Origin of the sequence: Luteitalea sp. TBR-22, assembly GCF_016865485.1 — a bacterium.
Lineage (GTDB): Bacteria > Acidobacteriota > Vicinamibacteria > Vicinamibacterales > Vicinamibacteraceae > Luteitalea.
Genome location: NZ_AP024452.1, coordinates 2,304,885 through 2,323,552 on the forward strand (window position 1 = coordinate 2,304,885; position 18,668 = coordinate 2,323,552).

Below are 18,668 nucleotides of genomic sequence, written 5' to 3' on the forward strand. Positions count from 1 at the left end.
GGAGACTACGCGCCCCTCAGGAAGGTCGCAAGGGGTAAGGCTGTCATAACGGAAGAGGGCTATGGCGCCAGGCGATAGCGCCCCGTCCCAGCAACGGACTTCTTCACCTTGCCGCCCGGCCGAACGACACGGCGCACTTCCACGCGCGCCCCGGTGAGGTCATGCAGGAAGGCGAGTGCGTTCAACTGCTTCGGGTCAATCCGGTCCTTGTGCTTGCACTCGATGAACCGCCACTCGCGGGTTTTTGGGTTGAAGCACACGAGGTCCGGGTTGCGCATCTCCTGCTTCGCGTTCAGGCGTCGGTAGTAATCGGGCGGCAATCGATGGCCGGAGTCATGGAACAGGGCGAGCGCCTGGGCGGTGACGCGTGCCTGACGCTCGGAGCCGACGATGCCTCCGTTCCTGGGGAAGAACTGTACGCCGGTCCAGCACGTAAAGCCCTCGTCGATCATGGCCATAGCGACCGTCGCTTCAGGCCAGCCGTATTCGGGCTGGTCTCCCCAAAGCACGATGAACTTCCGCTCTTCGGGGTCTGCGAGTCTCTTCCAGGCGCCCAGGATCTCGGCGTCGGTCCTCCCGCGCTCGTGCCACTCTGTGCAGCACGCGATCCAGAATTCCCGAGTCTGCAACTCTGAGTAAGGATGCGCGACCAGCGGGATGTCGTGCTGTCCGCTACCAGGCCCCTCATCGCGCCACGAGGGCGGCGTCCACCTGTCATCCGTCATGCCGTCACCCACTCCGCCGAGAGGGTCTCGGCTTGCTCTAGCACCGTCTTCACCGCCGCGTCCTGCTTGTCCGGGGGATACCCGTACTTGCGGAGCACCCGCTTCACCAGCACGCGGAGGTTCGCGCGGACGTTCTCGCGCAGCGTCCAGTCGATGGTGACGTTCTTCCGCAGGATGTCGGTCAGCTCCCGCGCGATGGTCTTCAGCGCGTCGTCGCCCATCACCTGCACCGCGCTGTCGCTCGTGCCCAGGGCGTCGTAGAACGCCACCTCGTCGTCGTTCAGCCCGAGCTGCTCTCCCCGCGCGGTCGCCTCGCGCATCTCCTTGGCCAGGCGGATCAGTTCCTCGATCACTTCGGCGGTGTGGATGGCCCGGTTCTGGTACTTACGAATCGCCGCCTCCAGCATGTCGGCGAAGGAGCGGCCCATCACCACGTTGCGCTTGCCTCGCGTCTTGATTTCCCCGGCCAGGAGCTTCCGCAGTAGCTCCACGGCAACGTTCTTGTGCGGCATCTTGCGCACATCCGCGAGGAACTCATCGGAGAGGATGGAGATGTCCGGCTTCTTCAATCCCGCGGCCTGGAAGATGTCCACGACCTGGTCGGCCACCAGCGCCTGGGAGACGATCTGGCGCACGGCGGAGTCGAGTTCCTCGTCGGACTTCTGCTCGCCCTTGACCTTCTTGAGGATGACGGCGCGGACGGACTGGAAGAAGTCCACGTCTTCGCGGATGGCGATGGCAGCCTCGTCCGGCACGGCCAGCGCGAATGCGACCGAGAGCTCCTTCACGGCCTGCAAGTAGCGCTCCTTGCCCTTCTCCAGGCCGAGGATGTGGTCCTGCGCGGCGGTCAGGAGGTTGAGGCGCTCGGCCGGCTTGCCCGTCTTCCACACGCTCCAGTCGAAGCCGTGGAACATGGCGACGCACACCTCGTGCTTCTCCAGCAGGAGAGCGACGGCGCGGGCCTTGTCGATCGTGGGCTCGCCCCCGCCTCCCCCCTGCGTGTAAGTGGCCAGTGCCTTCTTCAGCTCGTCCGCGAGCCCCAGATAGTCCACCACCAGCCCACCCGGCTTGTCCTTGAAAACCCGGTTCACGCGGGCAATGGCCTGCATGAGGCCGTGCCCGCGCATCGGCTTATCGGCGTAGAGCGTATGCAGGCTCGGGCAGTCGAAGCCGGTGAGCCACATGTCGCGCACGATGACCAGGCGGAACGGGTCGGCGGCGTTGCGGAAGCGCAGGGCAAGCGCCTCGCGCCGGGCCTTGCTGCGGATATGCGGCTGGAACTCCAGGCTGTCGGTGGCCGAACCCGTCATCACCACCTTGAGCTGCCCCTTCTCATCGTCGTCGGAGTGCCACTCGGGGCGGAGCGCGACGATCTCGTTGTACAGGGCCACGCAGATCCGACGGCTCATGCACACGACCATGCCCTTGCCCTGCATCGCCTCGGTGCGCTTCTCGAAGTGCTCGACGAGGTCGGCGGCGATGAGCTTCAGCCGCCTCTCCGAGCCCGCCAGGGCCTCCAGTTGCGCCCACCGGGACTTCAGCTTCTCCTTCCGCTCGACCTCCTCGCCCTCGGCCACCTCCTCGAAGTTGGCGTCGAGGTGCGGCTTCTCTTCCTCGCGCAGGGCGAGCTTCGCCAGGCGGCTCTCGTAATAGATGGGGACGGTCGCGCCATCGGCGACGGCCTTCTGGATGTCGTAGACGGAGATGTAGTCGCCGAACACGGCCCGCGTGTTGGCGTCCGTCTGCTCGATCGGCGTGCCGGTGAAGCCGATGAAGGAGGCGTTCGGGAGCGCGTGGCGCATGTGCGCCGCGAACCCGTCGATGAAGTCGTACTGGGAGCGGTGGGCCTCGTCGGCGATAACGACGATGTTGCGGCGGTCGGAGAGGAGGGGGTGCTTGTCGCCACGCTCGTCGGGGAGGAACTTCTGGATGGTGGTGAAGACGACCCCACCGCCCGCGACCTTCAGCTTCTCGCGTAGGTCGCGGCGATCAGCGGCCTGCACGGGCGGCTGCCGGAGCAACTCCTGGCACGCCGCGAACGTCCCGAACAACTGGTCGTCGAGGTCGTTGCGGTCGGTGAGGACGACGAGGGTTGGGTTCTCCATAGCCTTCTCGACGATCACCCGGCCCGCGTAGAACGCCATCGTCAGGGACTTGCCCGAGCCCTGCGTGTGCCACACGACACCGACGCGGCGGTCGCCGACATCGCCCCCGCTCTGCGCCGTCCCGTAGCGGCCCCGCGCCTCGGCCACGCCAGTGACAGCAGTGACGGGCGTGACGGCAGGTGGGGCAACTGCACGGAGGGTCTCCGCCAGCGCGGTGTTCACCGCATGGAACTGGTGGTAGCCTGCCATCTTCTTCACCAGCTTCCCGGCGCCGGAATCCTCGAACACGAGGAAGTGGCGGACGAGGGTGAGGAAGCGGGCGGGCTCGAACACGCCCTGGAGTAGGACTTGAAGCTGGGAGATGCCCGCTGGGCCATCCACCACGCCGTCGACGGTCTTCCAGGGCTTGAACCACTCCTTGCCAGCGCCAACCGTCCCGATGCGGGCCTCGTGTCCGTCCGACGCCACCATCACCGCGTTCGTCGAGAACAGGGTCGGGATCTGGAGCTGGTACGTCTGGAGTTGCTTGAAGGCCTGCCACACGTCGGCCTTGGTGTCGGCGGCGTTCTTCAGCTCGAGGACGGCCAGCGGGAGGCCGTTCACGAACACCACGACATCCGGGCGGCGGTTGTGGTGCCCCTCCACCACGGTGAACTGGTTTACCGCGAGGAAGTCGTTCCTCGCTGGATTCGTAAAGTCGATGAGGGCGGCCTGCGCCCCGGCGATCGACCCGTCCTGCCTGCGGTACTCGACGGGGATGCCATCCACCAGGAATCGGTGGACGATGCGATTCCGCTCAAGGAGGGTGGCGGCTGCGACCCTCTGCAACTTGCGGAGGGCCTCGTCGAGGGCCTCGCTGGGAAGGGAGGGATTCAGCCTGGCCAGTGCCGCACGCACCCTACCCAGGAGCAGCACGTCGCGGCAGTCGTCCGAGGTGCGCTCTGGACATGCCCCACTCGGGAGGATGTCGGGGCCGTAGAGGCGCGCATAGCCAAGCGCCTCCAGCCACTCCAGAGTGGCGTCCTCGACCTGCGACTCCGCGAAGTTCGATGGGCTCATTGGATGCTGGACGGGAGTCTACCCCTGGCTAGTACTCGATGGACACGTTGGGGTCGGGCGGCCAGGAGAGGGAGATCACCTTCTCCGTACCCCGCATCGCCTCAGAGACTCCGTACTCTCCCGTCACTGCTGTCACTGCCGTCACCTAACACCGCTCGTAGCGCGGCCGAAGGCGCAGGTGCAGGAACGCTTCGAGCAGCGCCAGCAATTCCCTCGGCTCGGAGGTCGGCATCAGGATGTTGACCCGGTGCGTAGCCGACTTGATCCACGCTCCCGCATCCGCAGGGTCGAAGCCCGCGATGGCTGCCATCTCGGGGTCTGCTGCGAGCGAGGCCGCCAACGTACTGGGCGCGCTGCCCGCCCGATAGTGCTGGCTGCAGAACCTCGCTCCACTCTTCGGCCCGGCGATGCCGACTTTGAGCCAGCGTCCATGCCCCCAGAAGCCATACACGGCCATCGTCCCGGTCGGCAGGCGTGATGGCCGTGTATGGCGCGTCCAGGTACTCGACGACAATGTGGTCGGCAGCCAGCGGGTGGCCCGCGAGCGCCGCCACCTGCTCGAACGCCGCCATCGACTTCTGGATGTCCTCCGTCCAGCTCATGCCGGCGCAGCCTCCACCAACTTCTCGGCTACCTTGATACGCAGTTCGCCGGAGATGAGCTTGGGGAGGAGAAGATCGCGAAGAGACGCCAACGTTCGATTCTCAGCGAACAGAACCGCCTGGCGATGCAGCATCGGTTCGAGTAATTCTGCCGTCCGCAAGGCCTCTCCTGAGTAGAGCGGTACATCCATCTGGCGCTGATCCCGCAGAGACACGTATGGAGCCATGTCGGTCTGCCCTGCAACGGCCATGATCTGCCGCATCATGTCGGCGCTCTTCATCCATAAGAACAGTAAAGAGGGAGGAATCAGCCGAGGCTCAAGCGACCGCCAGTAGCACACCTGAGGCGAGTACACACACTCTGGCGTGTAGTCGGTTACTCGCGCGAATCGTCCAACCGTGCCTTTCGACGTGAATACGACATCGCCCGGCTTACTGGTCTTGGAACCGGCGAGGGCAGCGCTGGCATCGCACAGACGCTCAGCCTTGACGGTGTCGATCTCGCCGTTCAGGTTTCCAGCCCGGATGAACGGTAGGCCCGGCGATCCGAGCTCGGAGTTCTTTGCGCGATACCCGTCGCCGATCTCCAACAACCCGCGTGCGATGAGTTCACGCGCCTTTTGGGTCTGCCCTCTACCCTGAACTCGCTCCGCGAAAATCGTCAGTGCCATCGCCTCCAGCGTCTCGCTCATGCGGCGGTTCAGGTCGATCTTGCCGTCGAGTGCCGCAAGGAGCGAGACGATCGCCTGTTGCTCAACAACCGGAGGCAATGTCACGTGCATCTGTCTCAAGTGCATCGGACCGAAGTGCCTGATGACACTTCCCGCACCCATGGCCTCCACTTGCTTCTGGAACTCAGGTCCTTCCAGTAGGTACCTGATGAAGGAGGCGACGAGCCTTCCGTCCTTAGGGCGCATTCGAATCAGCCCCGTATAGGCGATCGCACCAACTCCCTCCTCGCCAACAACGGCAAGTCGCCCGAGGGAAGCAGACGTGCTCAGGAGGATGTCTCCTTGTTGCAGGGCGAAATGCGCCCACCGTTTTCGAACCATGGCGGGGTCGAGGAAGTTGCACCCCGACAATAGTGAGGCGCCTCTGTCGAGGCCGGAAAGCCGAATGAGCGGCACTCCCGAGTCATGGAAGTCCTTGGCGAGGATGCCGGGCCCTTCTTGGAAATCAATCACGTCCGCGAACGGACAAGAGAGCCACTCTTCACCGACCATGCCCACACTCCGCTAGTGCCAGGTCGATGGCATGGTCGAGCCGTGCGGCATCTCGCCGCTGTTCAATGAGCGTCGAAGTCAGTTCCGACATCCGCTCGCCAAAGGCACCTTCGACTTCGTCGTCGGCCACAGTGCCCACGAAACGGCCAGGTGTGAGGACGTGCCCCTGCGCCGCGATGGTCTCGCGCCTCGCTGCCTTGCAGAACCCCGCCACATCCCCGTAAGCATCCGCGGCCTTCTCCCCCCGCCAGGCGTGGTACGCCCCCGCCACCTTCGCGATGTCCTCGGCGGTCAGTTCTTTCCGGGTGCGATCAACGAGCGTCCCCATGTTCCTCGCGTCGATGAACAGCGTCTCGCCGCGCCGGTCCCGCTTGCCTCCGCCCTTCTTGTCCCGCGTCAGGAACCAGAGGCACACGGGAATCTGAGTCGAGTAGAACAACTGGCCAGGCAGGGCCACCATGCAATCCACCAGGTCGGCCTCGACGAGCGCCTTCCGGATCTCGGCCTCGCCTGACTGGTTCGAGGACATGGACCCGTTCGCGAGGACGAAGCCGGCGGTGCCAGTCGGCGAGAGGTGGTGGAGGAAGTGCTGAATCCAGGCGTAGTTCGCATTCCCAGCCGGCGGCACCCCGTACACCCACCGCTTGTCGTCCTTCAGCAGGTCCCCGCGCCAGTCGCTGTCGTTGAAGGGCGGGTTGGCCAGGACGAAGTCGGCCTTCAGGTCCGGGTGCTGGTCGGCGTGGAACGTGTCGCCATGCTTGATCTGCGCGTCGATACCTCGGATGGCGAGGTTCATCTTCGCCAACCGCCAGGTGGTGTAGTTCGACTCCTGGCCGTAGATGGAGATGTCGCCGATGCGCCCGCTGTGCGCTTCGACGAACTTCTCGCTCTGCACGAACATCCCGCCCGAGCCGCAGCAGGGGTCGTACACGCGGCCCCTGTACGGCGCGAGCATCTCCACGAGCAGGCGCACCACGTAGGACGGCGTGTAGAACTGCCCCCCGTTCTTGCCCTCGGCACTGGCGAACTTCGCGAGGAAGTACTCGTACACCCGCCCGAGCACGTCCTTCGACTTCGAGGCGCTGCCGCCGAGGGCGATGTCGCCGACCAGGTTGATGATCTGGCCGAGCCTGGTCTTGTCGAGGCCGGGACGCGCGTAGTCCTTGGGCAGCACGCCCTTCAGCGAGGGGTTGGCCTTCTCGACCGCCTCCATCGCAGCGTCCACGAGGGCGCCGATGTTGGGCTGCGGTGCGTTGGCCATCAGGAACGACCAGCGCGCCTCTTTGGGCACCCAGAACACGTTCGCGGCCTGGTACTCGTCGGGGTCCTCGGGGTCGGCGCCGTGCGCCTTCTGCGCCAGCAGCTCCTCGTGCTTCGCCTCGAAGGCGTCGGAGATGTACTTCAGGAAGATGAGGCCGAGAACGACGTGCTTGTACTCGGCCGCGTCCATGTTGTTGCGGAGGGCGTCGGCGGTGGCCCACAGCTTGGCCTCGAACCCGATCTCGCCTCTGCCGTTTGCGGGTACTACCTTCTTCTTGGCCATGTGCTAGCTAGGTCTTTTCGCGTGGATAGTAGCAGGGGGGGCTTGTCAGCGTGACGGGCTTGACAGGCCTGTGCTGTCTCACCCACTGGACGTGCGATACGACCGGCGTCTGACGCCTGAGGACGCGCGATGGTGCTCGCCAGGGAGGGCATCTTCCGCAACCGTCACCGCTGTCACCTCAGAGCGACCGGCCTTTCCTGTCGCTAGCGTCCAGGCCCGCCGTGCCCGGTCGAAGGCGAAACCGGGTGCTTCGCGCAAGACCACGTACAGGGTCGCAATTGGCTTCTTTGAGCGGGTCCGCACGCCTCTGCGAAGCATTTCCTCGACCAGAGAGCGAGTCGACATGGGCTGGCCTGATTCCTCAAGCAGCTTGCGTGCTGCTTCAATCATCCCCAGCGAGGACCAATCATCTCCATCGAGGTGGATATCCCCGACTCCCTGTAAACCGTTCAGTGCCGCCAAGGCGGTCTCGACGCGTTGGAGTTCTGCTTCGAGGTTGCTACGTCGCTGAAGCAGCTCACGGCGTAGTTGCTCGGCTGAGTGGGCGATCGCCATGGCCTGCAGCATGTCATAGCACCTTGCCAAGGCCTAGCCAAGGCCCTATGCCATACCGAGGTGCCGAAGAAGGGCAGCGCTGCTAGACTGCTCTGGCCACAAGTCGTTCGCCGTCACGAGGAGATGCGTGATGAGCGTCCGAGTCAGGAAGTACCGAGGAACGAACGAGTGGGAGGTGGACCTCCGGCTCGTTCTCCCGAACGGCAAGCCGTGGAGGGAACGGAAGAAGGCTCCCGTGACCTCTCGGTCCGCCGCGTTGCGGTGGGGGCAGAATCGCGAACGCGAACTGCTCCTGAACAACACCGCGCCCAGCCCCTCTCGTACCGACAGTCCTCGCCTTCGCGAGTTTGCGCCCAGGTTCATGGATGGCCACGCCAGGGCTGAGCGGCAGAAGCCCAGTGGGCTGGCCGCGAAAGAGACGATCCTGCGCGTCCATCTGCTTCCGCACATGGGCCGCACGCCCCTCCATGCGATTGACAACGAATCGGTACAGCGCCTGAAGTCGGCCCTCACCAGTCGGTCCCCGAAGACGGTCAACAACGTCCTCACGGTGTTGAACAAGCTGCTGAAGACGGCGGTGGAGTGGGGCGTCATCGAGCAGATGCCTTGCGCCGTGCGGCTTCTCAAGGTGCCCAAGACCACCGCGCGGTTCTACGACTTCCACGAGTACGAGCGCCTGCTGGCCGCGGCTGAGGCTCTGCACCCGATGGCGCACCTCATCGTCCTGCTGGGCGGCGACGCCGGGCTCAGGTGCGGCGAGATGATGGCGCTGGAGTGGCGAGACGTGAACTGGCAGAAGCGCCAGCTCGTGATCGAGCGGTCGGACTGGAAGGGCCACGTCACCGCCACGAAGGGGGGCAGGGTCCGGTACGTGCCCCTGAGCGACCGGCTGGAGGCGGCGCTCCTCAAGTACCAGGACAAGCGGATGCGTGTGCTGCACGACCGCTACGGCGTCGGGCTGACCCAGAAGGAGGTGCAGGACTGGATGAAGCGGGCCGCCAAGCGGGCAGGCGTCCGGCAGGGCGTCCACATCCTCCGCCACTCCTTCTGCAGCCACCTGGCCATGAAGGGCGCTCCCGCGCGGGCCATCCAGGAACTCGCCGGTCACGAGAACCTCGCGACGACGCAGAGGTACATGCACCTCTCGCCGAGCGCGCTCGATCAGGCCATCGCGCTGCTCAACGGGCCCCGCTCCGCCGACCCTCTCCGTGGAGAAATCGTGGAGAAGGGTCGGGGTTGACTCTGTAAATCATTCTGCTAGAATGACTTAAGTGGTGGAGGCGGCGGGAGTCGAACCCGCGTCCGAGGGCGCATCCCCGCAGAAATCTACGTGCGTGTCCGCTCTTGAAATCTCACTGGCAGGCTCGAAGAGCGGCGAGAAAAACCTGACAGCCAGTCCCGGTAAGTCTCGCCCCCGCCTGCCGGAACACCGAGCGGGGGCCAGCCCTCTGAATGGCGCGTCATCCCCGGTCGAGGGCGCTCTGGGGTGACGCGTCGCCGTTAATTAAGCGGCGAGTGCAAGCTGCGGTTCCGCAGTTACATTTGGTTTCCGAACGGTTTAACGAGGAAGCTCGGAGTCCTCGGCACGCATCCCACGGTTCCACACCTCCGTCGAAGCCGTGACGCCCCCCTGGAGATGCCGCCGCGGGCCGTGACCCACGACTGCCCGTCGCCCGGCCGACACCGTGGCAGGACTGGCCATGCCACGAGTGACGGACGATCGACGATATTGACAGTCTACCTCCACTCGCATTCGGGTACTACAAGAAAATTCGCGAAATTCCTCGGCTTTTCCTGCCTTGACGGGCTGGTATGGGCCTCGCATAATCCCCGCACGGCCAGCCAGTTCTCGTTGTGGGACCAGGACGCTCGCCACCCCAGGACGACCATGTCGCTCGAGACCCGCATCACCGAGGCCGCACAGGCGGCGGTCCGCCGCCTCGACGAGGACCTGCGAGGCCGACTCGCGGCCCTCACCGACGAGTTGACGGCCGCTGCGGGGGCCGCCGGCGCCGACGCCGAAGCCGCGCACGCCACCGCCGCTGCCGAGCTCTCCAGGCGGATCGAGGAACTGAACGCCGACCTCGCGGCCCGCGACTCCCGCCTGGCCGACCTCGAGGAGCAGCTCACCCGCGACCGCGAGGCCCAGGCTCGCCAGATCGGCGCCATGCGCGAGGAAGCCGACGCGGCGCTCGCCGAGGCCGAACGCGCCCTGGCCGAAGCGGTCCGGCAGGCCTCGCTCCAGAACGAACAGGGGCGCGCGGCCGCTCTCCTCGAGTCGTCCCGCCTGGCCCGTCAGGATGTCGCCACCCACGTGCAGGCCCTCGCCCACGCCGTCAGCGGCATGGACGACGCCACCACGCTGAGCGAGGTGCTCGACGCGCTCGCCGAGGGATTGGCCGCCCAGGCGCCCAGGTCCGCCGTCCTCGTGTTCCAGCAGGACAGGGCGCGCATCTGGCGCCGGCACGGCTTCCCGGCCGATGCCCCGGGCATTGGCGCCGACCTCCATCTTCCCGAGCACGCCGATCTCAAGGCCATCCTCGACAGCGCTCGCCCGGCCATCGTCGAAGGCGACGGTCATGGCCCGGTGCTCGGCCTGGCGGCGCTCCCGGACGGCCATCAGGGACTGGCCGTCCCGGTGGCGATCGGCGGGCAGGCCGCCGCGCTCGTGTATGCCGACGGCGGAGACGATCCGCAGGCCTTGCCGCCGGGGTGGTCCGACGCGGTGGAGGTGCTCGCGCGCCACGCGGCTCGCTGCCTGGAAACGCTCACCGCCATGCGCGCGGCCGGCTATGCCCGGGCCAGCAAGCCGGCCGTGGTGGTGCCGATGCCGCCCCACCTCCGTGTGGTGCAGCGCCCGACGCTGGAGACGTCAATGGGCGACGCGCTCGAGCAGGCCAGGCGCGTGGCTCGGCTGCTCGTCTCGGAGATTCGTCTGAATCGGGAAGCCGACGTGATGGCCGGTCGCGCCGCAGGCGATCTCGGCACCCGGCTCGGCGACGACATCGAGCGCGCCCGCCGCACGTACCGGCAACGCGTGCCCGAGGCCGTGCCTGGTCGCGAGGCGCTGTTCGACGAGGAACTCGTCAGGACGCTGGCCAACGGCGACGCAACCTTGCTCCGTACCGGCTCGTAGTCGCGCCGAGTGATCGACTGCGGTCGAGCACTCGCCAACAGAATCGCCCGAATGCCGACGCCTACTCCCACGCCCGCCGCTCGCCCGACACGACGCCACGTGTGGGTACTCACGGCCGGGCTGGCCGTCCTCGTGTCGGCGGGCACGTTCGGAGGCGACTGGTGGCCGCGCGTCTCCTTCGCTCCGAAGGCCGCCCAGCAGCTTGCGCCGACGCCGCATCCCCCTGTGCCAGCCACCCTGGACGAGGCATGGCTGGTACCGGCGGGGGCCGAGCGCGACGCGATTGCGCGGCGAGCCGGGGTTCGCGCCCTGCGCAGCGCGGCCGAGGCCGTCCGGACCACCCGCTATTCCGAGGCGCTGACGGCGCTCGAGGAGGCGCGCCTCGACGGCACGCCGCTCGAGCCCTATGCCACCTATTACCGCGCCCTGTGCGACCTGCGTCTTCGTCGGCCGGAGCCGGCGCGCGCGCGGCTGGCGGGCTTGAGGCGATCGCTCTCGGCCGGTCGCCTGCGTGTCCTGACCCTGTCGGCCGAAGCCGAGGCGGCACTGAGCCTTGGCGACGCGGCTGGCGCGGCGGCGCTCTACGAGGAACTGTATCCGGCACTCACGAGCCAGCGCGACGTGGCGCTCGACCAGTGGGCCACCGCGACACGCGCGGCAGGGCGGCCGCAGGACGCGGCGCGCCTCTGGTTGCGCCTGTACTACGAGTTCCCCACGAGTGAACTCGCCGCCTCGGCGCTTCGCCAGGCAGAAACCACGTTGAACACGGCGGCCGTCGGCACTCCCGACGCCTTCCCGCACGACCTCACGCGTGCCGAGGCCCTGCTCGCCGCTGGCCGCGCCGCCGACGCCGAAGCCGCCTTGAAGCTGCTCGAGCCGCTGCTGGCCGCCAGCCCCGATGCGGCCGAAGCGCAGGCGCGCCGCGACCGCCTCAACCTGCGCCTGGCACAGGCGGCCTGTGCGTTGAAGCGCTGCGCGACGCAACTGGCCACGCTCGGCGACCTCGCGGCACGCGGGGTCGGACACGGCGAGGCACAGTACCTGGCCGCCGTGGCCCTCCGTGAGCAGGGCCGTGCCGCCGAGTACCGCGAGGCCCTCGACGCGATGGCCGCCACCCCGGCAGGTACCGCGGCCGACGCGTGGATCGAGCGCGCGCTCAGCGAGCATGCCATCGCGCTCGTGAAGGCCGACGCGGACGCCGAGGCCGCGACAATCTTCCGCCGCCTGTTCGACCGCAACCCGTCGGGCCGGTACGCCGAGCGCGCCGCCTGGAAGTACGGCTGGTGGTCCTATCGCGCCGGCCGCTACGACGAGGCCGCGCGCGTGTTCGACCTGGCGGCGGCGAGCATCCCGCGCGCCAACACCCGTCCGGCGTGGATCTACTGGTCGGGCCGGGCGCACGAGAAGCAGGGTGACACCGCGGGCGCGACCCAGCGACTGTCCCTGGCCGTCGTCGACTACCTGCACTCGTACTACGGGCGACTGGCCGCCGAGGCGCTCGGCCGGCTCGGCGCGCCGTTGCCGACGCCGGCGACCATGGCCGCCTCGAGTGGCATGGGGGTGGCGATCGACGGGGGAGAGGCCGACGCGCTGGGCGATGGCCCGGGCGACGGCGCCTCGCCCATGGTGCCCGATGCACGAATGGCGGCCGCGAGCCCGCCACCGACCGCCGACCTGATCACGTGGCTGGTCGCCGCGGGCATGTTCGACGAGGCGATCGCCGAGATCACGCACGCGCAGCGCGCCCACGGTCGCTCGCCCAAGCTCGACGCGACGCTGGCGTGGGTCTACCGTCAGCAGGGCGAGAATCGCCCCGCCATCAACACGATGCGGCAGGCGTACCCGCAGTACCTGTCGGTGCGCGGCGATGCGCTGCCGCGCGCCATCCAGGAAGTGATCTTCCCGATCGACTACGTCCCGTACATCAAGCGCTACTCGGCGCAGCACGGCCTCGACCCGTTCCTGGTCGCCGCTCTCATCGCGCAGGAGTCGTCGTACGTGGCCGACGTGCGGTCGCCGGCCAACGCCTGGGGGCTGATGCAGATCCTGCCGTCGACGGGGCGCCAACTGGCGCGCGCCGAGGGCGTGCCGCGGTTCACGACCCAGCGACTGACCGACCCGGAGACCAACGTCCGCCTGGGAACCCGCTACCTCGCCACCCTGATTCGCAACCACGACGGCGTGCCGTATGCCCTGGCCGCCTACAACGCCGGCGCGGCGCGCGTGATCCGGTGGAAGGCCGAGCGGGGCGGTCTCGAACAGGCCGAGTTCATCGACGACATCCCGTTCCCCGAGACCCAGATGTACGTCAAGAAGATCCTGGGCACGGCCGTGGACTACCGCCGCCTCTACGCCGACGTCCTCGCGGAGTAGAATCTCCGGCGTGGCCCAGACCCATTCGACCCACGCGCCGGCCTGGACGCTGCCGGCCCGGCATCCGCGCGCACTGACGATCCAGCTCGGCCTGCTGTTGGCCGCCGCCTGGGCCCTGCCCGCCGCGATCCACGCGCTGGCCCTGCCCGTGCGGCAGTTGTTGCCGATGCACTGGCCCGCGATCCTCGCCGGCCTCGTCTACGGCTGGCGCTCCGGCGCGATCATCGGCGCGGCCTCGCCCGTCCTGAGCTACCTGATGACCGGCATGCCGCGACCCGCGGTGCTGCCGTCGATGACCTTCGAACTCGCCGCCTACGGCGCCATTGCCGGCTTCATGGTGCAGGTGCTGCACCGTGGACGGTTCGAGGCCGCGCTCGCCTCGGTGATCGGCGGTCGGCTCGTGTTCCTCGCCGTGATGGTGGTGACTGGCGCGATTACGACCGCGTTCCCCGTCTACCTCCAGGCCGCGATGCTGCCGGGCCTGCCCGCGGCGATCGCGCAGGTGGTGTTGTTGCCGCTCCTCGCCAATGCCTGGGTGAAGCGGGAACGCGGCAATTCGAAATTGGACATTTGAAATTCTCGCGGGGCGCGGCTTCGCCGTCGCCCCTCGGGACGCCCCAAGCGGCCAGGCCGGGAGGCCGGCCGCCGGGCCATTTCAAATTTCAAATCTCAAATTACACGAACACCGCGAAGAGGCGTTCCTCCGCGGCGGCCAGCGTCTCCTCCTTCTTGCAGAAGCAGAAGCGCAGGCACGCGCGGCCGCCGGTTCCCGGGCGGTAGAAGCTGCTGCCCGGCACTGCCGCCACTCCCACCTCCGCCGCCAGCCACCGCGCCACGCTCACGTCATCGTCGGACTCGGGTCCGCGACCCTTCGCCCGGACGCGGGCGAGCGGCTCGCGCGTGTCGGTCATCACGTAGTACGCGCCGTCGGGCACGCGTGGCGCGAAGCCGCAGCGCTCGAGCATCGCGACGCAGCGCTGCCGTCGCATGTCGTAGTGCGCCGCGAGCGACGTGAAGTACGCGTCGGGCATGCGCAGCGCGAAAGCCGCCGCGTCCTGCAGCGGCGCCGGCGCGCCGACCGTCAGGAAGTCGTGCACCTTGCGAATCGCCCCGGCCAACGACGGCGGCGCGATGGCCCAGCCGATGCGCCAGCCGGTCACGCTGAACGACTTTGACAGGCTGCTGATGGTGACGGTCCGTTCCGCCATACCGGGCAAGGTGCAGAGCGGGACGTGCCGCGCCTCGCCGTACACGATGAACTCGTAGATCTCGTCGGTGATCGCCAGCAGGTCGTGCTCTTGACACAGGTCGGCCACCAACTGCAGTTCCTCGCGCGTGAACACCTTGCCGGTCGGGTTGTGCGGCGAGTTCAGGATGATGGCGCGTGTCCTCGGCGTGACGGCGGCGCGCAGTTCATCCGGGTCGATCGTCCAGCCGGGCTCGTGCAGGCGCACGTAGCGTGGCGTCGCGCCGGAGAGGATGGCGTCGGGCCCGTAGTTCTCGTAGTACGGCTCGAAGACGATCACCTCGTCGCCGGGATTCACCGTCGCGAGCAGCGTCGCAATCATGGCCTCGGTGGATCCGCAGCACACCGTCACCTGGCGATCCGGTTCGATGGCGACGTCGTAGTGCCGCTGCATGTGCTCGCCGATCGCGGCGCGCAGCGGCGCGGCTCCCCAGGTGACCGCGTACTGGTTGACGTCGGCCTCGACGGCACGTACAGCCGCAGCCTTGACCTCGTCGGGAGCGGGGAAGTCGGGGAATCCTTGCGAGAGGTTGACGGCGCCGTGGGCGAGCGCCACGCGGGTCATCTCGCGGATGACCGACTCGGTGAACCGGGACGCTTTCTCTGAGGGTGTCAGCATCGTAAGGTAGGGCCGGCTGTCCGAGCCGGGCCAGCAGGAATGTGAGTTCCGTGCGTTGACGTGAACGTCGACGCCCACGGAGTGCTTGATGACGCCCGCGACCCACGAGGTTCGTGGCGGTCGAACTTCAGTCCGACCGGCAAGGGGCCGTCACAGACCCGGCTGGGCACCTGCGAGTCGGTCAGCATCACCGTATCCGATAGATGCGGCGTTCGGTGTCGGACGCGAGCAGCGTCACGGCCGGCATCTTCTGCAAGGCGGCCACGGCATCGGGAGCCTGGCCGACGTGGACGACGATGTGGGTGACGCCGGCGCGGCGGAGGGCATCGATGCTGTCGGTGCCGGGGAAGCCCTGGAACGCCAGGTAGTGGTCCACGTAGCTCCTGGGCGTGTAGCCGGAGTACCCGTTGAGCAGCGGCTTCCAATGCGCCGTGGAGGCCTGCACGGCGGCCGCGTTGACGGCGACGCGCGCCGGCTCGGGGAACGGCAGTTCCGCGACGATGGCGTTCGGCTCGCGTGCGAGTGCCTGGTACATGGCGGGGATGCCGTCGAACTCGACGAACCCCATCGGCACGCGCGTGTTCTCGACGTTCACGAGCACCACTGCCGCCACGCCGAGGGCGTGCGCCGCGCGGCCCGCGCCGCGCGCCTCGAGGCGCGTGCGCAGCCATGCGAGGCCGAACGCACCGAGCACGCCGACGGCCAGCAGCGGCAGCAGCGCGAAGCGGGCGACGGCGCGGATGCCCTGCAGGATCGGCACGACGCGATACAGCACGGCATAGCCTGGCAACTCCGGTCCGAAGCTCAACGCCGCGCCCACCAGCCCGATGGCGAGCCACGTGCGGGCCCGCGGGTCACGCCAGGCGATGCCGGCGCCGACCGCGACGAGCGCGAGCAGCCATGGGGTCACGCCCGGGAAGGCTGCGGAGTTGGCCTGTCGATAGAGGCTGGCGTTCCACGTCTCGTAATGGACGCGCGCACCGGTCGCCACGAAGTTGGCCCACGCCCCGGCGTACTGGCGCACTTCGTCCACCGAGCGCGTGAGGCCCTGATCCTGCTGGACGCGGTAGTACTGGAGCAGGAACGGCGCGCAAAGAAGCGCCATCACACCGATGGCGAGCGCCAGGGACGGCAGCACGGTCCTCGCCCGGGCGCCGAGCCAGTCGCGCGGCCGCACCAGTACGCCGACGGCCAGCGACACGCCGGTCATCACCAGCAGGTAGCCCGAGCAGAGCATCTGCAGCGCGGCGTAGAGCCCGAGGCGCAGGGCGTCGCGACGCGATCCCGAGCGCAGCGTGTCGTCGAGCGCAAGCAGGGCCAGCGGCAGGAACTCGACGTGCATCGCCTGGATGTGGGCCATGCGCGTGAGCGTGTCGGTGTTGAAGGCGGCGAGGCTGCCAGCCAGCAGCGCGGCGTACCAGTCGCCCGTCCACCGGTGCACCACCAACGCCATCGTCCACCCGGTGAGCGCGAGGCCGATCCAGAGCGTGACGTTGTAGGCGAGCACCGGCCCGCCGCCTGCCCAGAAGACGGGGGCCGAGAAGAGGGCGGGCACCACGAGGTGTTCCGAGAACGCCAGCGTGCGCGGCTCGGGGAAGAAGATGTTGGCGTCGAACAGCGACAGCGGTTGCGTCGCGAGGGCGTGCGCCACCCAGCCGAGGATCCACTGGTTGAGCAGGCCGTCGGCGCTGTCGGTGCGCGAGAGCGTGGCCGGCGCGGTGACCAGCGGCCACGTGTGCGCCAGCGCGAGGAGCACGAAGAACGCTAGCGCGGCGCCCCGACGATCTCGTAGAGCCACACGTCGCCTTCGGTGAAGAGGGGCCGCACGTAGTCCCTGTACTGCTCGAGCCGCTCGCGCAGGCGCATCCGGCTGCGGCTGTCGTAGTGCCGCGTGTGGAAGATCGCGTACTTCGCCTGGTGGCGGTCGACCACGATCTGCAGCGACTCGGCGGTGGGGAAGCTGCTGATGCGCACCACCTCGTCGCGGAACCACTGCGGGATGTGGTCGCTGTAGCCGTTCACGAGCGGGTGCCAGTGGTACGTCGAGAGCAGCATGTACCGCGAGTGGCGCGGGAAGTCGGTGCGGATGTACCAGAAGGGCAGTTCGACCACCGCGCCTGGCGGCAGCGTCGCGAGGCGACGATGGGCCTCGGGAGCCGGTGCGGCATCCTCGAGGCGGATCGGCGCCGTGGCGTATTCCGCCGTGAAGAGCAGCGCGACGAGTGAGCCCGCCATCAGTTGCGTGCGGGCCGGGCGCCGTTCCGTCCACGTGCGCAGCGCGACCAGCGCGAGTACCCCGAGCGCCAGCGACACGAGGATGCCGAAGCGACCCGGCGCGCGCAGGAACGTGAAGATCGGGATGCCGTAGTAGAGCGCCGTGTAGAGGTACGCCTTGGGGCCGAAGCTGGCCCAGAACGCGATCGTGCCGACCATGCCGTAGAAGATCGTCGTCTCGCGGCGATACGGCGCGTCGAGGGGCGAGGGGGTATGTGGGGTCGGCGCCGGACCGTCGACGTGAACGTCGACGGCCACGAACGGCTTGCGTAACCCGAAAACCAGACCGGCGAGGCCCAGCGCCGTCAGCAGGAAGCCGGGGAACAACACCTCGTTCCAGTGGCCGAGCCACGGCAGCATCCACCGGTGTGCCCACGCCGACGAAGCCAGCCACGCCTGCCAGTCGGCCGAGTACATGGCGGCGTCCTCGAGCAGGCGCGTGAAGCCGAGTTCCTTCTGCACGCGGATGTACGGCAGGAAGAACGGCCCGACGAGCGCCAGGCTGACGACCGCGCCGAGCGCGATGGCGACCCAGTAGCCGCGTGAGCGCCAGAGGCCGCGCGTCGCCGCGAAGTAGAGCGTGCCGAGACCCACCGTGAGGCCGGCGAAGATGCCGAAGTACGCGCACGCCAACGCCTGAATCGCCAGCGTCACGCCGAGCCACGCGCCGCGGCCAGCCGAGGGGCGCGCCACCAGTCGGTGGAAGGCCTGCAGCGCCAGCGGCAGGCCGAACGTCATCATCAACTGGATGTGCGCCGTGCGGGCGAACAGGTACGGACAGTACGTGAACGCCACGGCGAACGCCGCGGCCATCGCGCTCGAGGCGCCGAGCGTCTCGGCAAAGCCCCACGCGAAGACGAAGGCGAGGACGAGTGCGGTCAGGATCGCGCCGTTGTGGGTCGCGTACGGATTGCCGCCGGTCGCCAGGTGGAACGGCGCGCCGAGCAGGCCCGTGACGACATTGGCCTCGGAGTAGGCGAGGGTGTCGCGATCGGGGTGAAAGATGTTGGCCTGGAAGAGGGAGCCGGGCGCCGTGGTCAGGGCGTGGGCGACCCAGGTGACGTTCCAGACGCTCCACTCGCCGTCGCCGAAGTTCAGGCGGGCCGCGCGGTCGAACTTGCCGGCCATGGGCCACGTCATGGCGATGGCGAGCAGCAGGCCCAGCACCAGGCGGCCGCTCCAGGTCGCGGCGCGTCCCGACGGCATAG

At 68.1% G+C, this 18,668-nt stretch carries 13 protein-coding genes and 1 other RNA gene; 4 read left to right on the forward strand and 10 right to left on the reverse strand.

Going from position 1 to position 18,668, the window contains the following annotated elements:
- Positions 1–59 precede the first annotated feature (59 nt).
- From TBR22_RS09445 to TBR22_RS09470, 6 genes are all read right to left on the reverse strand, one after another.
- Positions 60–725 (reverse strand): VRR-NUC domain-containing protein, encoded by a 666-nt coding sequence (locus tag TBR22_RS09445; RefSeq protein ID WP_239492725.1) that lies wholly within the window; start codon positions 723–725, stop codon positions 60–62.
- Positions 722–3,889: a type I restriction endonuclease subunit R gene (locus TBR22_RS09450; RefSeq protein WP_239492726.1), complete on the reverse strand. Its 3,168-nt coding sequence runs from the start codon at positions 3,887–3,889 to the stop codon at positions 722–724. Before TBR22_RS09450 ends, TBR22_RS09445 begins: the two co-directional genes overlap by 4 nt.
- A 145-nt stretch (positions 3,890–4,034) precedes the next feature.
- Complete coding sequence (locus tag TBR22_RS09455) at positions 4,035–4,199, reverse strand: hypothetical protein (protein WP_239492727.1); 165 nt, start codon at positions 4,197–4,199, stop codon at positions 4,035–4,037.
- Positions 4,200–4,487: 288 nt separating this feature from the next.
- Positions 4,488–5,714 carry a restriction endonuclease subunit S gene (locus tag TBR22_RS09460; RefSeq protein ID WP_239492728.1) on the reverse strand — a complete coding sequence of 409 codons (1,227 nt, stop codon included), beginning with the start codon at positions 5,712–5,714 and terminating at the stop codon, positions 4,488–4,490.
- Complete coding sequence (locus TBR22_RS09465) at positions 5,704–7,257, reverse strand: class I SAM-dependent DNA methyltransferase (RefSeq protein WP_239492729.1); 1,554 nt, start codon at positions 7,255–7,257, stop codon at positions 5,704–5,706. The genes TBR22_RS09460 and TBR22_RS09465 overlap by 11 nt, the downstream gene beginning before the upstream one ends.
- A 78-nt stretch (positions 7,258–7,335) precedes the next feature.
- Positions 7,336–7,812 (reverse strand): HTH domain-containing protein, encoded by a 477-nt coding sequence (locus tag TBR22_RS09470; protein ID WP_239492730.1) that lies wholly within the window; start codon positions 7,810–7,812, stop codon positions 7,336–7,338.
- Between the two features lie 235 nt (positions 7,813–8,047).
- Between TBR22_RS09470 and TBR22_RS09475 the strand changes: the two genes are divergently transcribed.
- Positions 8,048–9,052, forward strand: a complete 1,005-nt coding sequence (locus tag TBR22_RS09475) for a site-specific integrase (protein ID WP_239492731.1) — start codon at positions 8,048–8,050, stop codon at positions 9,050–9,052.
- A 32-nt stretch (positions 9,053–9,084) separates the two neighbouring features.
- Here the strand turns inward: TBR22_RS09475 and ssrA are convergent.
- Positions 9,085–9,442: a transfer-messenger RNA gene (gene ssrA, locus TBR22_RS09480) on the reverse strand.
- 99 nt (positions 9,443–9,541) lie between these two features.
- Here ssrA and TBR22_RS09485 point away from each other — a divergent pair.
- Genes TBR22_RS09485 through TBR22_RS09495 form a run of 3 tightly spaced genes read left to right on the forward strand, consistent with a single transcriptional unit; the run spans position 9,542 to position 13,895 of the window.
- Positions 9,542–10,948 carry a hypothetical protein gene (locus TBR22_RS09485; RefSeq protein WP_239492732.1) on the forward strand — a complete coding sequence of 469 codons (1,407 nt, stop codon included), beginning with the start codon at positions 9,542–9,544 and terminating at the stop codon, positions 10,946–10,948.
- A 51-nt stretch (positions 10,949–10,999) separates the two neighbouring features.
- Positions 11,000–13,321 carry a lytic transglycosylase domain-containing protein gene (locus TBR22_RS09490; protein ID WP_239492733.1) on the forward strand — a complete coding sequence of 774 codons (2,322 nt, stop codon included), beginning with the start codon at positions 11,000–11,002 and terminating at the stop codon, positions 13,319–13,321.
- 10 nt (positions 13,322–13,331) lie between these two features.
- On the forward strand, positions 13,332–13,895 hold the full coding sequence (locus TBR22_RS09495) for an ECF transporter S component (protein ID WP_239492734.1): 564 nt from the start codon (positions 13,332–13,334) through the stop codon (positions 13,893–13,895).
- A gap of 100 nt (positions 13,896–13,995) precedes the next feature.
- Here the strand turns inward: TBR22_RS09495 and TBR22_RS09500 are convergent, their stop codons facing one another.
- The 3 genes from TBR22_RS09500 to TBR22_RS09510 all read right to left on the reverse strand — a co-directional run bounded on the left by TBR22_RS09500 (position 13,996) and on the right by TBR22_RS09510 (position 18,666).
- A complete protein-coding gene (locus TBR22_RS09500; protein WP_239492735.1) occupies positions 13,996–15,186 on the reverse strand; it encodes a pyridoxal phosphate-dependent aminotransferase in 1,191 nt (396 codons plus the stop codon).
- Positions 15,187–15,373: 187 nt separating this feature from the next.
- Positions 15,374–16,942 (reverse strand): hypothetical protein, encoded by a 1,569-nt coding sequence (locus TBR22_RS09505; protein WP_239492736.1) that lies wholly within the window; start codon positions 16,940–16,942, stop codon positions 15,374–15,376.
- 8 nt (positions 16,943–16,950) lie between these two features.
- Complete coding sequence (locus TBR22_RS09510) at positions 16,951–18,666, reverse strand: hypothetical protein (RefSeq protein ID WP_239492737.1); 1,716 nt, start codon at positions 18,664–18,666, stop codon at positions 16,951–16,953.
- Positions 18,667–18,668: the final 2 nt, after the last annotated feature.